This window comes from Mycolicibacterium sp. MU0050 (genome assembly GCF_963378085.1).
Lineage (GTDB): Bacteria > Actinomycetota > Actinomycetes > Mycobacteriales > Mycobacteriaceae > Mycobacterium > Mycobacterium wendilense.
Genome location: NZ_OY726395.1, coordinates 3,408,153 through 3,424,452 on the forward strand (window position 1 = coordinate 3,408,153; position 16,300 = coordinate 3,424,452).

Consider the following 16,300-nt stretch of genomic DNA (forward strand, 5'->3'; position numbering starts at 1 on the left):
GGTCAACGTCCCGTCAGCGCCGCCCGTCGTGCGAGCGTCACGCCGAGGGCCGCCGCGGCCGCGCGAATGGCATCGACATGCGCCTCGGGGCGGAACCGCGGGACCGGGCCCGTCACGCTGATGGCGGCTATCGCGTTGTCGTCCGGGCCGAAGACCGGCGCGGCGACGCAGGTGATTCCCAGGGACGACTCCTCGCGCTCGAACGCGACTCCCGTCGCGAGAACCCCATCGAGCTGGCGGCGCAACAACCCCGGTGCGACGACCGTGTGCGGGGTGCGCCGCGGCAGCGGTCTCCGCAACACGTCTGCACGCACCTCCTCGGGCGCGTGCGCCAGCAACACCTTGCCGATGCCGGTGCAATGCATCGGCATCCGGCCACCGACCCGCGACGGGCTGCGCGCCTGGCGGTGGCCACCGATCTTCGCGATGTACACGACGTCGCTGCCCTCCTGCACCCCGAGGTGGACGATCTCCCGGGTGCGCCCATAGAGGTCTTGCAAGAACGGCATGGCCAGCTCCAGCAGTCCGCGCTCGACCGAAGCGCGCATGCCGAGTTCGAACAAGCCCGAACTCAGGCGGTAACCCGCCGCCGTCTTGTCGAGGAGTCTGAGGCCGGTGAGTTCCCCACAGAGCCGGTGAACCGTGGCCTTGTGCAGGCCCGTCCGACGAACCAGCTCGGCGAGCGATACCGCCTGATCGTCCATCGTGAACGCCCGCAGAATCGTCACCGCCTTGCCGAGGACGGTCTCGGTCTTGATTGCCACCACGCGACGAGCGTATCGCTCAGTGAGACGCTTTCATTTGCCTGGCTGCGAGTCGCAGCCATCCTTACCGGCATGAACGTGACCGCACCCGAACAGGCAGTCTTGCGCGCAGCCGAGGTTCTCGTCGAGGCCGCCGAGACCCAGGTCCCCTGCCCACCCGTCCGTGATCTGATCGGCGCCGACGACCTCGTCGCCGCCTACGCGGTCCAGGAGCGTGTCACCGCGGCCCGCATCGCGAACGGCGCCACCGTCGTCGGCCGCAAGATCGGTTTGACCTCGGCCGCGGTCCAGCAGCAAATCGGCGTCGACACACCGGACTTCGGCGTCCTGTTCGACGACATGCAGTTTCACGACGGCGACACCATCCCCGCCGACGCGGTGTTGCAGCCGCGGGCCGAAGCGGAGATCGCATTCGTACTGGCAAAGGACCTCGTCGAGGGCGACCTCGGATACGACGACGTGCGTTCGGCCATCGCCTACGCCGTGGCCGCGATCGAGGTGTGCGGCAGCCGGATTGCCAACTGGGACATCAGCTTCGGTGACACCGTCGCCGACAACGCCTCCGCCGGCGTTTACGTGCTGGGCACCGAGCGGCGCACGCTCGATCAGTTCGAGCCGAGGGACGTGACCATGTCGATGACCGTCGACGGCGTGGAGGTCTCCACCGGGACCGGCGCCGCCTGTCTCGACGACCCCGTCAACGCCGTGGTGTGGCTGGCCCGCCAGGCGCGCGAGTTCGGGGAGCCCCTGCGCGCCGGACAGGTCATCCTTTCGGGCGCGCTGGGCCCGATGCAGCCGATCACGTCCGGCAATACCGTCCGCAGCACCGTATCCAGCCTTGGCTCCGTCTCTTTCACCGTGGGCGGTGGCCAGTCGTGACCGCAGAGAACGGGCGATCCAAGGTCGCCATCATCGGGTCGGGCAACATCGGAACCGATCTGATGATCAAGGTGATGCGCACCAGCCGGCACCTCGAGATGGGCGCGATGGTCGGCATCGACCCGGAATCCGACGGCCTCGCGCGGGCCAAACGGTTCGGCTTCGCGACGACCCATGACGGCGTCGACGGGCTGATCGCACTGCCGGAGTTCGACGACATCGAGATCGTCTTCGACGCCACCTCCGCGCAGGCGCACGAGGTCAACGCCGCCAAGCTGCAACCACTGGGCAAGCGACTGATCGACCTCACTCCCGCGGCCATCGGCCCCTACGTCGTCCCGGCGGTCAACCTCGACGAGCACCTGGACGCGCCGAACCTCAACATGGTCACCTGCGGCGGCCAGGCCACCATCCCCATCGTGGCCGCCATCGCGCGGGTCGTGCCCGTGGCGTACGCCGAGATCATCGCCTCCATCGCCTCGAAGTCGGCCGGCCCGGGCACCCGGGCCAACATCGACGAGTTCACCGAGACCACCTCGGCGGCCATCACCCAGGTCGCGGGTGCTGCGCGCGGCAAGGCGATCGTCGTCCTCAATCCGGCCGAGCCGCCGCTGATCATGCGCGACACCGTGTTCGCGTTGGTCAGTGCGTCCGACGATGCGACACACCAGCAGATCACGCAGTCGGTCGAGTCGATGGTCGCCGACGTCGCCGCCTATGTGCCCGGCTACCGGCTCAAACAGCGCGTGCAGGTGACCGAGATCCCGGCCGACCAACCGGTCCAGACGCTGCTGGCCGAGGGCACCGCGCGCCCCACCCACCAGGTGTCGGTCTTCCTCGAGGTCGAGGGCGCCGCCCACTACCTGCCGGCCTACGCGGGCAACCTCGACATCATGACCGCGGCCGCACTGCAGGTGGCCGAGCGCATCGCCGCCGCCGCGAAGACCAAGGAGGCCGCTCGATGAGCAACTCGATCTTTGTCCAAGACGTCACCCTGCGCGACGGCATGCACGCTGTGCGACACCGGATCTCGCCGCGCGACGTCCAACGCATCGTCACCGCACTCGATGCGGCCGGCGTCGACGCCATCGAGGTGGCCCACGGGGACGGCCTGGCCGGATCATCGGTGAACTACGGCCCCGGCTCCCACACCGACTGGGAGTGGATCGAGGCCGCGGCCGAGGTCCTCGAGCGCGCCCGGTTGACCACGCTGCTGCTGCCGGGCGTTGGCACCATCCACGAGCTGAAGACGGCGTACGCGCTGGGTGTCCGCTCGGTCCGGGTCGCCACCCACTGCACCGAGGCCGACATCTCCGCCCAACACATCGCGGCGGCGCGGGAGATCGGCATGGACGTCTCCGGTTTCCTGATGCTCTCGCACATGGCCCCGCCGGAGCACCTGGCCCAGCAGGCCAAGTTGATGGAGTCCTATGGCGCACACTGCGTCTACGTCACCGACTCCGGCGGTCGTCTCACCATGAACGACGTCGCCGCGCGGGTACGCGCCTATCGGGACATCCTCGACCCCGCGACCGAGATCGGCATCCACGCCCACGAGAACCTGTCGCTCTCGGTGGCCAATTCGATTGTCGCGGTGGAGAACGGTGTCTACCGGGTCGACGCCTCCCTGGCCGGCCACGGTGCCGGCGCGGGCAACTGTCCGATCGAGGCGTTCATCGCGGTCGCCGACCTCTCCGGCCTCGAGCACGGCTGCGACGTGTTCAAGCTGCAGGACGCCGCCGACGACATCGTCCGGCCACTGCAGGACCGGCCGGTCCGCGTGGACCGCGAGACCCTGACCCTGGGCTATGCCGGCGTTTACTCCTCGTTTCTGCGCCACGCCGAAATCGCGGCGCAGCGTTACGGTGTCGACGTCCGCGACCTGCTGATGGAGTGCGGCCGCCGTCGTCTGGTCGGCGGTCAGGAGGACATGATCTACGACATCGCCCTCACCCAGGTCGCCGAGCGCGAGACCGCGGACGCCTGAGATCGCGTATCAGCGGTTCGCCTCAGATCCATGCCGGTACCGAGCGGGAGCCCACCGCCGGTACCCACGCCCAAGTCGCTAGGGTGCGGGGTATGCGTGCAGTCCAGATCACCTCACTCGATGGGCCCGAAGCGGTCCAGCTCAACGACGTTGCCGAACCGGTTGCCACCGAGGACGCGGTGGTCATCGACGTCCACGCCGCCGGGGTCGCCTTCCCCGACGCCCTGCTGAGCCGCGGGCTCTACCAGTACAAGCCGGAGCTGCCGTTCACCCCGGGCGGTGAGGTGGCCGGCGTGGTGCGCAGCGCGCCCGCCGGGACCCACGTCGCCGCCGGGGACCGCGTGCTCGGCCTGACGATGATCACCGACGGCATGGCCGAGGTGGTGGTGCTGGCGCCGGACCGGGTCTTCAAGTTGCCCGACAACATCTCGTTCGAGGCCGGCGCCGGGATTCTGTTCAACGACCTGACCGTGCACTTCGCGCTGCGAACCCGCGGCCGGTTGAGTCCCGGCGAGACGGTGCTGGTCCACGGCGCGGCCGGCGGCATCGGCACCTCCGCGCTGCGGCTGGCACCGGCGCTGGGCGCCGGGCGCACCATCGCCGTGGTGTCCACCGAGGACAAGCGCGAGGCCGCCAAGGCCGCCGGGGCCGACGAGGTGGTGCTGGCCGACGGCTTCAAGGACGCCGTCGCGACGCTGACCGAGGGCCGCGGCGTCGACATCGTGGTCGACCCGGTCGGCGGTGACCGGGTGACCGATTCACTGCGGTCGTTGGCCCCGGCCGGCCGGCTGCTGATCATCGGTTTCACCGGCGGCGACATCCCGGCCATCAAGGCAAATCGCTTGCTGCTCAACAACGTCGACGCAGTCGGCGTCGGCTGGGGTGCGTGGGCGATGTCGCATCCGGGCTATCTGGCCGAGCAGTGGGATCAGTTGGAAGCACTGCTGGCCTCGGGCAAGGTCGCCGCGCCGCAGCCGCAGCTCTACCCGTTCGAGCGAGCCGCCGAGGCCATCGCCGCCCTGGAGAACCGCGCGGCGCGGGGCAAGGTCGTGCTGCAGCTGCGCTAGCAGGCGAAGCTGGTCATGTCGGTACCGCGCCGGTATTCGGCGCGCCAGACATCCGCGTAATCCGGCAACGGCTGGCGCGCCGGATCATGGTTCGGCAGCTGTGAGAGGGTGAGCCGCCACAACATGCTCAGCAGATCCCCGGTACCGACCGTGCCGAAGAGCGTGGGTACTCCACCGCGCCGGGCGCGGCGGCGCCCGCCGCCGGGCCCGCGGTACCTGAGCTCGTCGACCAGCAACTTCGGACTCATCAGCTCCCGCGCCGAGGCGCCCCGGTCCGCCGGCGGCACCGCCTCGTCCATGGTGGCGGCGATCTGCGCCATGACGTCGGTGACGTGCCGGAACGTCGGGCGCACCAGGCGGACCCGATACCAGGGGTCAGGGCTCAGCGCCCGCGAGAGCCGCAGACCTGAACTGCGATGCTCGACCTCTTCGACGAAATGCCACGCCATCAACGCCGCGACCTTGCGGTCGGCCCCGCCGAACAACGAATCACGGTGGTCGAGAAAGACTTTGAACAACGGGGTGAACGTCGCTTCCAGATTTGCAATGTATGCCGCGTGATACTCGACCGGGTGCTCGTCGATCAGCCGGTCGAAGGCCGTCGTGGCGTCGTCATGGGCGCGCTGCAGGCCCGGGTACCGGGCGATCAGGGCGTCCATGTGTTTGCGGTGCGCCGCCGCGTGCTGTCCCTCCTGCCGCAGGAAGGCGTCGGCCTCCGCGGCCACGGCCGGATCCTCGAACCGATCCTGCACGGGACGCAGCGCCTTGATGATGTAGCGCTCGAACGGCACCGCGACGAACGTGAACGCATTGCAGAAGAGCGCGAAGTTGGGGTTCGCCGGCTGCCACAGGAACGGCACGGTGCCGTCGAACTCCCACCGGATCTTCCGGACCACCAAGTCCGTCATCGACGCCGCCTCTCCGCAGACCGGGCTGGCTCGCCTGTGACATTAGACCCGTCAGATGTAACGACGCAATGAAACCGCGAGTCAGCGCAGTGCGTCGATGATCTCGGCTTGGATGTCCACCGGCAGCGGACCACCGGAATACATGCACACGGTGTCGGCGATGCCGTCGGCGCGCTCCCGGATGTGCGCGGCAATGTCTTTGACCGATCCCACCGCGGCGATGGTGCTCAGCACGTCGTCGTCGATCAGCGTGCCCATCTCCTGCCAACGGCCCAGCTTGGACAGCGCATTCAGGTCGGTCTGCAGATCCCCCCAGCCGTGCGCCTCGAGGACGGGCCGGTAGGCGGGAGTGGATCCGTAGAAGGCCAGCAGTTGCCGCGTGCCGGCGTGGTCCTCCCCCGGTGACACGATGATCTCCGGCACCACGTTGAACTCGGTGCGGCCGGCGGCGGCCAGCCCCTCCCGCACCGCCGTCATGGTGTGTTCGCGCAGGAATTTGGTGGTGCCGAACGGCATCACCAGCAGACCGTCGGCGTGCTGCGCGGTGGCCCGGGTCAGCCGCGGCCCCAGCGCGCCGACATAGATGGGTGGCGGCCCGTGCGGATTCGGGCCGGGGCTGAACGTCGGCGTCATCAACCGATGGGTGTAGAACTCACCGCGGAAGTTCAGCCGCTCCCCCGTCGACCAGGTGTCGAAGATGGCGCGCAGGGCCGCGATGAGTTCGACCATGCGCTCCACCGGGCGGTCGAACTCGGCGCCGAACCGCTTTTCGATCTGGGTGCGAATCTGGGTGCCGAGGCCGAGCACAAACCGGCCCTCGGACAGCAACTGGTGGTCGATCGCCTGATGGGCCAGGTGAATCGGGTTGCGCGGGAACGCGATTGCCACGTTGGTCATGAGGTCCAGGCCCCCGACCGTGCTGGCGAGCGTCAGCGGCGTGAAAACATCGTGGGGACCCTCGAAAGTGAACACCCCGGCCGCACCGGCCTCGCGGAGCGCCGTAGCACGCTCGATCGCGTCGGTGGGACCTGCCAGCGCCGCCAGAACTTTCACTCCGCACCTCCGCATGCAGCCTAGTACCTGCTTGACTACAGGAATGCGTACGCAGGCAGATGTGGTGGTGGTGGGAGCGGGCTTCGCGGGGCTGACCGCGGCCCGCGAGTTGAGTGGGCGCGGGTATGACGTGGTGGTGCTCGAGGGCCGCGACCGGGTGGGCGGTCGCTCGCTGACCCGGACGGTGGCGGGCGTACCGGTCGACATGGGCGCGACGTTCGTCGGGCCCACCCAGGACGCGGTGCTGGCGCTGGCCCAGGAGTTGGGCTGCGCCACCACGCCCACCTTCTGCGACGGCAAGAACCTGATCCGCTGGCGCGGCGAGGTGCGTGAGTATGCCGGCACCATTCCGCGGTTGTCGATGTCGAGCCTGCTCAACCTGGCCTGGGTGCGGCTGCGGTTCGCGCTGCTGGTGCGACGGATGCCGGTGCGGCGCCCGTGGACCGCGCTGGACGCCTACGAACTGGACGGGTTGTCCCTGCGGCAGTGGCTGGACTCGATGCGCGCGGCGCCGACGACCATCGACCTGATGGCCATCATGGCGCGCGTCACCTGGGGCGCCGAGCCGGACCAGGTGTCGATGCTGCACGCGGTGCGCTACGTCAAGGCCGCCGGCGGGCTCAACCGCATGCTCGATGTGGCCAAGGGCGCCCAACAGGACCGGTTCCCGGCCGGCACCCAACAGATCCCGGAGCGGATCGCCGCGGAGCTCGGTGACCGGGTGGTGCTCGGGGCGGCGGTGCACCGCATCGAGTACGACGAGACGGGCGCCACCGTGCACTATCTGGCCGGGTCCGTCCGCGCGCGGGCCGTCGTGGTCGCGATACCGCCGCAGCACCGTGCCGCCATCGCCGTCACCCCCGAGCTCCCCGAGGAGCATGCCCCACTGCCCTCACTCTGGCCGCAGGGCCGGCTCAGCAAGGCCTACGCCGTCTACGAGACCCCGTTCTGGCGCGCCGAGGGGCGCTCTGGCGAGGCGCTGTCGGACACCGGGCCGGTGTTCATCACCTTCGACGTGAGTCCCGCACCGTCCGGACCCGGGGTGCTGCTGGGCTTCGTCGACGCCCGCGACTTCGACGAGCGGGCCCCCGAGCAGCGCCGCGAACAGGCGCTCGCCGGCCTCGCGGCCCTGTTCGGCGAGCGGGCACTGAACGCGCTCGACTACCTCGACTTCCGCTGGGGTGCTGAGCCTTTCGCGCCCGGCGGACCGACCGCGGCGGTGCCGCCGGGATCGTGGACGACGGTCGGCAAGGCTCTGGCGGAACCGGTCGGACCGCTGTTCTGGGCCGGCACCGAGACCGCCGACGAATGGACCGGCTTTCTCGACGGGGCGGTGCGTTCGGGCCAGCGTGCCGCCGGCGAGGTCGCCAAGTACCTGCACACGCCGGGCTAGCTAGCTGACATCACAGCTAGCCGGGCCGCGGAGCCGGCTCCGGCCGCTCCAGTGGATCATCACACTCGACGCCCGGCGCTGGGCCGCTGCGGTGATAGTCGATGAGGTCTTCGATGAAGTGGTACGGGTTCGTCCGGGGTTGCTGGTGCTGGGATTGCGGCGGCGGGATCCATTCCACACGGCCGCTGTTGTCGAGCTGAGTGGTCCAATGTTGTTCGGTGGCCATCCGGTTATCGGCGGGGCAGGTCAGGGCGAGGTTGTTGATGTCGGTGGCCCCTCCGCGGACCCATTCGGTCAGGTGGTGGACCTGGGTGTGATACCCGCCCACCGTGCAACCGGGCCGGGTGCAGCCGCGATCACGGGCATGCAGCACGATGCGCTGATCCGCCGAGGCGATACGTTTGGCTCGACCCAGCCACAGGGCGCGGCCCGCGCCGTCGAAGATGGTCAGGTAGTGGTAGGCATGGCTGGCCATGCGCATTAGGTCACCCATGGGCAGCAGGGTGCCGCCGGCGGTGATTGCCTTGCCGGTCAAAGGTTTCGGGGCCGGTGTGCCGATGAGCGTAGCCGCCAGTTCGGGGGCTACGGCGGCGCTTTCACCAGGGTCCTCGACATCGGCGTCGGCAGTGTTCTCCGGCCCGGGCGCGGGCTCGGTTTGGCCCTCCGGCGCGGGCCCTGCCGCCGGCCCGGCGGTGGGCTCGGGCGCCACGGCGGCGCCGTGGGCCGCAGCGACGCTGTGGGCCGCGGCGGTCAGTTCGGCCAAGGTGGTGGTGACGATCACGGTGACCGGCAGGCCGTTGAGTTGCCCCAGATCGCCGCTGGCGAGCACCATGCGGGTCATGGCTTGCAGCGCGTCGTGATGACGCTGGCCGATGGTGCGGTCATCGGCCAGGATCTGCGCTTCGGTCGGGGCACCCTTCACGCAAGGCGACTCATCGGCCGGATTGCACATCCCCGGGGCGGCCAACTTGGCCAGCACCGGCTCCAGAGACGCGCGCAGCTCCGGGGTGATCGTGGCGGTCAGGGTGCTCATCCCGTCAGGGCCTTGCTTGCCCAACCGCACGCTGCGCTTGGCTTGGCGTTCGCGTTCCTTGTAGTCACCGTCGGGATCGAGCACCGCGACCAGGTGATCAGCCAGTTTCTGGAACGCGGCAGGACCGAACTGGCAGGCCAACATCGCTAGATCGGCCTCGGCGGCCGCCCGATCGACCTCGGCGACCGCCGGCGGGATCTTGGCGTAGGCCTTGCGGGCGATCTCGATGTGCTCCGGCCCGATCCGCCCACTGGCCTGGGCGGCGGCCAACTCCGGCAGTACCGGCGCCAGGGTGTCCCCGGTCAGCGTGGGGCGCGGACCCAGATCAGCGGCTTCCTTGATCCGGCGTCCAGCATCCCCACGGCTGATCCGCAACCGTTCGCTCAACACCCCGGTCAACGACGCCGCGCCGAACTCACCCGGGTTGGCCTCGGCGGTCAACCGAGCCAGAATCCGCTGGTCGATGACAGGAGAACGCCACGCCAACGTTTCGCGGCGGGCCAGGATCTTCACGAGTTCTTCATGGCTGAACCCATCCAGCGAGCAGGACTCCAACGTGCGGTGCGCCGATTCGAGAGCATCCAGACATGCCAGCACCCGCTGCCGGTCACCGAACACGTCCCTACCCATAATTCGAACACTAGTTCGAAGGTCTGACAACAAACCCGCCCGGCGACGGGCAAAGATTAAGAAATCGCTGAGAATGCCTTACGGCCTGGGTCCCCCCAAGGCACGCACGCTCGCAGCAGCGGCCGATGAGCTAGCTGCGGACGGACTCCACCAACGCGCGCAGGTGGTGGTTGACCGCCTCGGGCTGCTCCAGGATGGCGCAGTGACCGCCGGGAAGCTCCACCAGCTCAACGAGATTGGGCACCGACTCAGCGATGCGACGCTGCGCCGCGATCGGCAGCAACCGGTCGTGCGTACTGCCGATCACCAACGTGGGTACCGTCAACCCGTCGAGCGAGATATGCCGCTTCTCCATGGAATCCACCAACATCCGGGCACAGCCGCCCCGGCCGGCCCGCGGCGTGGTGGCGAACAGCTCGTAGACGAAATCGGTGATCTCCGGGTGCGCGTCGCGGCCGACCGCCAGCCGCGAGACCACGCCGCGGCCGGTCCGCTGGACCACCCGAAGTGCCGGCACCCCGCCGAACCTACGGATGGCCTGGGTGGCCACCAGCGTCCGCGGGTTCGCCAGCCGCTCCGGCAACGTCAGGAACTGGACCTGGCGGATGAGCTCACCGCTGGTGGTGTTGATCAGGCCCACGCCGTCGGCGCGGTCGGCCACCTTGTGGCGGTACCGCTCCGACCACGCCTGGATCGCGATGCCGCCCATCGAGTGACCGGCGATCACGGCGCGCTCGCCGGGCTTCAGCGTCGCCTCGAGCACCGCGTCGAGGTCGGCGGCCAGATGGTTGAGGCTGTAGTGCCCGCGCGGCGGCACGCCGCTGCGGCCGTGCCCGCGGTGGTCGTAGGCGATGATCCGATACTCGTCGGCCAGCTCGGCGATCTGTTCGCGCCACACCCTGATTGCGCAGGTGATGCCGTGCGACAGGACGATCGGGTAGCCGTCTTCGGGGCCGAACACCTCGGTGTGCAACCGGGTGCCGTCCGCGCCACGGACGATCACCGGGCGACCGGCCGGCAGCGCTGTTCTGGTCGATGCGCTCACTGGGGACCTCCTGAGGAGCCGCGGCTCCTTTGCCGCTTTCGACGAGCATAACCAAAGTGATGCCGAAGATCCGGCACCTACCACGCAAACGGCCCCGGAACAGAGGTTCCGGGGCCGTCGCGAAAATTAGCCTGCGCTAAAAGACCCGCACGTAGTCGACGAGCATCTGAGCCGGGTAGGTGCCGCCGGACGGGTCTCCGCCGCCGGAACCGGCCACCGCGACGTTGAGGATCGGCACCATGGTGTAACCCGGGTTGTTGAACGGCCAGGGGTCCATCGAGAACGCCGGCACCTCGAAGATGGGCTGCATCCCCGGGACGTAGTCCTTCCAGAAGTACAGGCCGCGGTCGTTCCATGTCATCCGCCAGGTGTGCCAATTGTTGTCGATCGGTACCCGCATGGTGCGGTGCGAGGTGCCGTCGAGCTTGGTGTGCACGGTCATTCCGGAGGGCCACTCGCCGTTGCCGTACCACTCCATCAGGTCGACCTCACCGCCGTCGACCTTGCTGTCGTTGAGGACCCACCACGCCGGCCAACAGCCGGCCGTCTGGCAGTCCAGCTTGATCCGGGCCTCCCAGGTGCTGTTGATGCCCACTGGCCGGGTGCCGGTGATCTTGGCGCCGAAGTATTTGTCGCCCTCGCGGGTGGCCTGGATGACCAGGTTGCCGTTGCCGTCGAGGAACAGGTTCTCCCGGCTGTCGCGGTACTCGCCCATGTTCTCGGGGCGGTCCCAGAACACCGGGTTCTTGATCCGCTCGCGGCGGGGTTCCACCCGCCACTTCGAATAGTCGATGCTCGAGCCGGCCGGCCCGTCGAACTCGTCGGAGAAGAGCATCGCGGGTGCGGCCCCGGCCTGCGGGGCCGCCGGGCCGGGCGCGGGAGCGTCGGGCTGAAGCGGGTCAGCCAGGGCCTTGGGAAAGGGAAGCGCGACGCCGAGCGCGCCGAGTCCTGCCATCAACATCATGCTGCGACGATCCATCTGGGGCACGCCTAGACCTTAAAGCACCCTGGGCCGAAGCTGTGGAACACGAACGAATTCGTGTCCGGCCCGTCGCGTACCGGACCAGCGGCGACTCCCGGCGCCACCGCCGGCGGGTGGGCGTCGGTAATACTGGGGCGATGTCTGACCGGATTGACCGCAACGTTCTCGGTGGCCGGCTGGAACCGTGTGGCAGCGAGCCGCTGACGGGTTTCTACCGCGACGGATGCTGTTCGGCCGGACCGGAGGACATCGGCCTGCACACCATCTGCGCGGTGGTCACCGCGGAATTCCTCAAGCACCAGCAGTCCATCGGCAACGACCTGTCGACCCCGGTGCGCGCCTACCGTTTCCCCGGCCTGACCCCGGGCGACCGGTGGTGTGTCACCGCGGTGAACTGGCTGCGGGCGCACAACGCCGGGTGCGCGGCGCCGGTGGTGCTGGCCTGCACCCACGAGCGGACGCTGGACGTGGTCCCCTTGGAGACGCTGCGCCGCTACGCCGTGGACGTGCCCGACGATCTGGGCGATCTGTGATCAACCGAAATTCGTGACCGGACTCAGCGCGTCCCGCACGAACTGGGTGATGTTCAACGCCGGATTGCCGTCCGGATAGCTGACGGTCGCCAGGATGTTGCCGCCCGCGGCCACGAAGTCGCCGTCGGCGCGGCCCTGATGGGTGCTGGAGGTGACGAGGATGATGCCAGTGGTACCGGCCTCCTCCGCGAGCGGCACCGAGAACCGGGCGTTCTGGACGGTGCTGTTGGCGCGGTCCTCGACGATGATGCGCTGATTCGGGAAGCCCAGCATGACCAGCATCCGGCGCATCTGCTCGGCCTCGGTGACGCCGTTGCGGGGGTTGCCGCCGGTGACGATGATCGGCGATTGCGGATAGCCCTGCGCGACAGCCAGACCGGCGAGCACGCGACGCCGCAGCAGCGGGCGCATGCTGCCGTCCGGATGCAGGCCGTAACCAAGGATCACGATCGCCGGCTTGGAGAAGTCCTTGGCTGCCGGGGCCGGCGCCGCGTGGGCCAGGGCGGGTTCGATGCCGCCGAGTGCCGTGACGAGCGCGAGGGCCACCGCAGCCACCGGCGCCTTCCAACGCATCCGCATGCACCCTCCTGACTTGGGACAGACGGGGTCGAGGTTACTGACGGTGTTGTCGGTGCGCGGGGGGCGTTTGTTACGGCCAGGGGTGCGGCGTCGGCCCCCTACCCGCCGGCGCGGGCCAGATACTCCGGTTCGCAGGCGTCGATGGCGGCCAGCGCCTCGACGCTCAGTTCGTCGCGCAGCCCGGCCTCGGCGTGCGCGAACGGCACGTAGGCACGCAGCAGATCCGGCAGGTCTTCGCGGCGGGGCGGCGGCGCGCCCTCCTCGTCGAACAGCGGCGCGGTCAGCAGGTCCGTCAGTCGAACTTCGCTGAACCGCAGCGGATCCCCGGTTCCTCGAGCGATGCAGGACTCGAGCAGCCTGCGGTGCTCCGCGGTGTCGAACCGCATGCCCACCAGGGAGCCGAAGAACCGCGCGAGCAGACCCTGCTGCTCCTCGAATCCCAAGGACCGGCCCGGAATACCGCGGCCCCCGGTCGGCATCGAGTAGAGCAGCCATTCCACCAGCGGTCGGCACGCCGGCCAGGTGTCGGACTCGGCCGGCGGCCAGAGCGCCTCTGCGGCTGCCAGGCCCTCGCTCAACCAGGCGGCGGCGTCGGCCGGCGTCATCTCGACGAGCTCCAGATCGGAATCGGTGCGATTCTGCTCGGCGACCTCGAGGACCGCGGCCAGCGAGTCCGGCACCAGGAACGCATCGCCCACCGCGGAGCCCGCGTTGTGATCGATGAACACAACGCAGGTCAGCTCGTAACCGGCGGGCAGCCGCACGCCGAGCATCAAATCGTCACCGTCGCCGAGCACGTGGGTCATCCGCACCGCGCGGTAGACCGTGGTCTGCGCCAAATCCGTGATCCACGAGGGCAGTTCGTCATCGCGCCGGTCGACTTCCGCGGCGCAGCGTGCTCCCAGTTCCGGATCATCGGCCAGCTCGGCGAGCACCCCGAGCAGCGCCGTCGTCTCCACCACCGGCACCCCGATGAAGCTCTCGACGAGATCATCGAGCCCGGGGCTGTCGCGGTCCTCGTCTTCCTCGGAGGCTTCCAGCAGCGGGGCGTCCGGCAGGCTGGCCTCGACGATCATGGCCACCAACCCCAGCAGGTGCAGCGGATGCTCGGCGGCCAACGCCTCCTGCACCTCGACGATCAGCGGGAGTTCCTCCGCGACCTCGTCGCGCGCCTCCTCGCGGCGGCGCCGGCTGGTGCGGCGCACGTCGCGGCGAGCCTGCTTGGCCTTGCGCCGGCGGCGGCTGTCACTCATGTTGGGGCTCCTGAGTACGCAGGTCGATCTGTTCGTTGACGTAGCGTGCGATGACGGCGGCCATCGCCACCGCCGGCACGGCCAGGAACGCGCCGACGATCCCGAACAGCGCACCGCCGGCGGTGACCCCGAGCAGCACGAGCACCGGGTGCAGTTTCATGGTGCGGCTCTGCAGGATCGGCTGCAGGACGTTGCCCTCGATCTGCTGCACCGCGACGATGACGGCGAGCACCAACAGCGCGTTGGTGAACCCGTTGGACACCAGGGCGATGAGCACCGCCAGCGCACCGGCCACGAACGCACCGACGAAGGGCACGAACGCGCCGATGAAGGTGAGCACCGCCAGCACCGGCGCCAGCGGGACGCCGAGTACCAGCAACCCGATCCCGATGAAGATCGCGTCGATGAGGGCCACCGCCGCCTGCGCGCGGATGAAACCGCCCAGGCTGGCCCACATCTGGCCCAGCACCGACTCCAGGTGCCGGCCGGCCCGCCGGCCGGTGACCGAGCCCAGCCACGGCAGGAACCGCCGACCGTCCTTGAGGAAGAAGAACGACAGCACGATGGTCAGCACCAGCGTCAGCAGCAGCACCCCGGCGGTGCTGACGCCGGTCACCACCCCGGTCGCGATCGCCGAGGAGGACTCCTGCATGGCGTTGACCACGGTCTCGACGTACCGGTCGAACTGCTCCTGCTGCAGGTTGATCGGCGGTCCCGCGATCCACTCCTGCAGCCGGTTGATGCCGCCGGTGGCCTGGTCGATCAACTCGGGCATCTGGTTGAGCACCGGCGGCACGATCAGGGCGACCACCCCGGAGCCGACGCCGAGGAACAGCAGCAGCGTCGCGGTGGCGGCCGCCGCGGGCGGAAAGCCGAAGCGATCCATCATCAGCCTCGCCGGCGGCCACATCACCGTGCACAGCACGACCGCGAGCAGCACCGGCAGCACGATCACCCACAGTTTGGCGGCGATCCAGCCGAGCACCACGGCGCCTGCGGCGATGGCCACGATGATCAATGACCACTTTGCCAGCCACGCTCCGCCGGCACCGATCACGGCGCCGCGGTCCGGCGGGCCTTGCGGTGTCACGCTCACATCAGGGTCGCTCACGCGGGATCCTTTCTCAGCACCATGCGGCCAACGTTATCGCCGCGCCCTACCGACTGTGCCAGATTCTCGCTGGGCGGCGTTTGCTGGGAGACCCCGCGGCGCCGACGTGAACCGCGGCACCTGCGGCGATGGGCACGACGCGGGCGCGGCCAGCGGACATGCCGGCCACCCCGCTGCCTCGGTCAACCCGATGGCCGGAACAGATACGACGCCGAGGTGATGAGCTTCGCCTGCGCGCCGTCGTCGAAGATATCCGCCCGGACCCCGATCGGCGCACTGCCGCCCACGACCGCCGTGCTGATCCGGAACGGCCCCACTTTGCCGCGGGCGAGGAACATGACGTGCGAGGAGACGCCCTGCACCGTGTCGACGCCGATCTGCGCCGCGGCGGTGTCGCGGGCCGCCGCCTCCAGGGCGACGAACTGGGGGCCGATGTGCAGCGCCGCGTCCGGGGAGGCCACCGAGCTGGTCAGCGGCGGGAGTCGCCAGTGGCCGGAGGCCACGCGCTCGGCGCCGAACACCTGCCACAGCGGCGAGAGGTCGGGCGAGTCGATCACCTCGATGGGTTCGACGGCCATTCTGCCGAGCCCGTCGGGGGGAACCCCGATGGACACCCCCTGCCCCTCGGTGGTGGCCAGCACCCGCTCGGGGTGGTTGGCGTCGACGATGGTCGAGCGGCTGTAGGCCATCCGTCGCCCCCGCGCCAGGCCCTCCGAGCGGACCTCGAACCGCGCGACGTCCACGCCGGGGTCGAGGATCTGACAGTGGTGGATCACCGGGTTGGGCACGGCCTCCAGATCGTTCATCAGCCCGCCCTCCGGAGAGCAGACGCCCAGCACCGACAGCAGCAGGCCACCGCTCGGGTCGCGCATGTCGTGCCGCACGGCGACGGTGTCGTCGACCGGGCCGAGGTCCATCGAGGCATAGCGGCGGCCGAGGTAGCGGTAGCTCAGCAGGCCACCCCAGCGCCGGTCGAGTTCGGCGGCGTAGGCGGCCGGATCATCGGCGAGTTCCCTTATGTCAAGAGGCTTCTCGGAGCCGGTCGACTCCGCCGTCGGGTCCGTCATCCGATCAGCGACTCTT

The 16,300-nt window shown here is 69.4% G+C and carries 16 protein-coding genes; 6 read left to right on the top strand and 10 right to left on the bottom strand.

Annotated features, from left to right (window positions below; genetic code table 11):
- Nucleotides 1–2: 2 nt before the first annotated feature.
- Entirely contained in the window at nucleotides 3–767 is a 765-nt protein-coding gene (locus R2K23_RS16190) for an IclR family transcriptional regulator (RefSeq protein ID WP_396892162.1), read from the bottom strand.
- Between the two features lie 69 nt (nucleotides 768–836).
- Between R2K23_RS16190 and R2K23_RS16195 the strand changes: the two genes are divergently transcribed.
- From R2K23_RS16195 to R2K23_RS16210, 4 genes are all read left to right on the top strand, one after another.
- Complete coding sequence (locus R2K23_RS16195) at nucleotides 837–1,643, top strand: 2-keto-4-pentenoate hydratase (protein WP_316510592.1); 807 nt, start codon at nucleotides 837–839, stop codon at nucleotides 1,641–1,643.
- A complete protein-coding gene (locus R2K23_RS16200; RefSeq protein ID WP_316510593.1) occupies nucleotides 1,640–2,608 on the top strand; it encodes an acetaldehyde dehydrogenase (acetylating) in 969 nt (322 codons plus the stop codon). Before R2K23_RS16195 ends, R2K23_RS16200 begins: the two co-directional genes overlap by 4 nt.
- Nucleotides 2,605–3,630: a 4-hydroxy-2-oxovalerate aldolase gene (gene dmpG, locus R2K23_RS16205; RefSeq protein WP_316510594.1), complete on the top strand. Its 1,026-nt coding sequence runs from the start codon at nucleotides 2,605–2,607 to the stop codon at nucleotides 3,628–3,630. Before R2K23_RS16200 ends, dmpG begins: the two co-directional genes overlap by 4 nt.
- A 92-nt stretch (nucleotides 3,631–3,722) precedes the next feature.
- On the top strand, nucleotides 3,723–4,697 hold the full coding sequence (locus R2K23_RS16210; protein WP_316510595.1) for an NADPH:quinone oxidoreductase family protein: 975 nt from the start codon (nucleotides 3,723–3,725) through the stop codon (nucleotides 4,695–4,697).
- On the opposite strand, the gene R2K23_RS16215 is transcribed toward R2K23_RS16210, so the two are convergent.
- A complete protein-coding gene (locus R2K23_RS16215) occupies nucleotides 4,694–5,605 on the bottom strand; it encodes a metal-dependent hydrolase (RefSeq protein ID WP_316510596.1) in 912 nt (303 codons plus the stop codon). The genes R2K23_RS16210 and R2K23_RS16215 overlap by 4 nt on opposite strands.
- An 81-nt stretch (nucleotides 5,606–5,686) precedes the next feature.
- A complete protein-coding gene (locus tag R2K23_RS16220) occupies nucleotides 5,687–6,649 on the bottom strand; it encodes a TIGR03617 family F420-dependent LLM class oxidoreductase (protein WP_316517332.1) in 963 nt (320 codons plus the stop codon).
- A gap of 52 nt (nucleotides 6,650–6,701) precedes the next feature.
- On the opposite strand from R2K23_RS16220, the gene R2K23_RS16225 reads away from it, so the two are divergent.
- Nucleotides 6,702–8,051, top strand: a complete 1,350-nt coding sequence (locus tag R2K23_RS16225; RefSeq protein WP_316510597.1) for a flavin monoamine oxidase family protein — start codon at nucleotides 6,702–6,704, stop codon at nucleotides 8,049–8,051.
- Nucleotides 8,052–8,067: 16 nt separating this feature from the next.
- Here R2K23_RS16225 and R2K23_RS16230 read toward each other — a convergent pair whose 3' ends face one another.
- From R2K23_RS16230 to R2K23_RS16240, 3 genes are all read right to left on the bottom strand, one after another.
- Nucleotides 8,068–9,714 carry an HNH endonuclease signature motif containing protein gene (locus R2K23_RS16230; protein WP_316510598.1) on the bottom strand — a complete coding sequence of 549 codons (1,647 nt, stop codon included), beginning with the start codon at nucleotides 9,712–9,714 and terminating at the stop codon, nucleotides 8,068–8,070.
- Nucleotides 9,715–9,844: 130 nt separating this feature from the next.
- Entirely contained in the window at nucleotides 9,845–10,759 is a 915-nt protein-coding gene (locus R2K23_RS16235; RefSeq protein WP_316510599.1) for an alpha/beta fold hydrolase, read from the bottom strand.
- 136 nt (nucleotides 10,760–10,895) lie between these two features.
- A complete protein-coding gene (locus R2K23_RS16240; RefSeq protein ID WP_316517333.1) occupies nucleotides 10,896–11,738 on the bottom strand; it encodes a glycoside hydrolase family 16 protein in 843 nt (280 codons plus the stop codon).
- A 140-nt stretch (nucleotides 11,739–11,878) separates the two neighbouring features.
- On the opposite strand from R2K23_RS16240, the gene R2K23_RS16245 reads away from it, so the two are divergent.
- Nucleotides 11,879–12,274: a DUF2237 family protein gene (locus R2K23_RS16245; RefSeq protein ID WP_316510600.1), complete on the top strand. Its 396-nt coding sequence runs from the start codon at nucleotides 11,879–11,881 to the stop codon at nucleotides 12,272–12,274.
- Here the strand turns inward: R2K23_RS16245 and R2K23_RS16250 are convergent, their stop codons facing one another.
- From R2K23_RS16250 to R2K23_RS16265, 4 genes are all read right to left on the bottom strand, one after another.
- Nucleotides 12,275–12,853 (bottom strand): YdcF family protein, encoded by a 579-nt coding sequence (locus tag R2K23_RS16250; protein WP_316510601.1) that lies wholly within the window; start codon nucleotides 12,851–12,853, stop codon nucleotides 12,275–12,277.
- Nucleotides 12,854–12,951: 98 nt separating this feature from the next.
- Nucleotides 12,952–14,106: a hypothetical protein gene (locus R2K23_RS16255; RefSeq protein WP_316510602.1), complete on the bottom strand. Its 1,155-nt coding sequence runs from the start codon at nucleotides 14,104–14,106 to the stop codon at nucleotides 12,952–12,954.
- A complete protein-coding gene (locus R2K23_RS16260) occupies nucleotides 14,099–15,217 on the bottom strand; it encodes an AI-2E family transporter (protein WP_316510603.1) in 1,119 nt (372 codons plus the stop codon). The genes R2K23_RS16255 and R2K23_RS16260 overlap by 8 nt, the downstream gene beginning before the upstream one ends.
- Before the next feature lie 182 nt (nucleotides 15,218–15,399).
- A complete protein-coding gene (locus R2K23_RS16265; RefSeq protein WP_316510604.1) occupies nucleotides 15,400–16,284 on the bottom strand; it encodes a hypothetical protein in 885 nt (294 codons plus the stop codon).
- Nucleotides 16,285–16,300 lie beyond the last annotated feature (16 nt).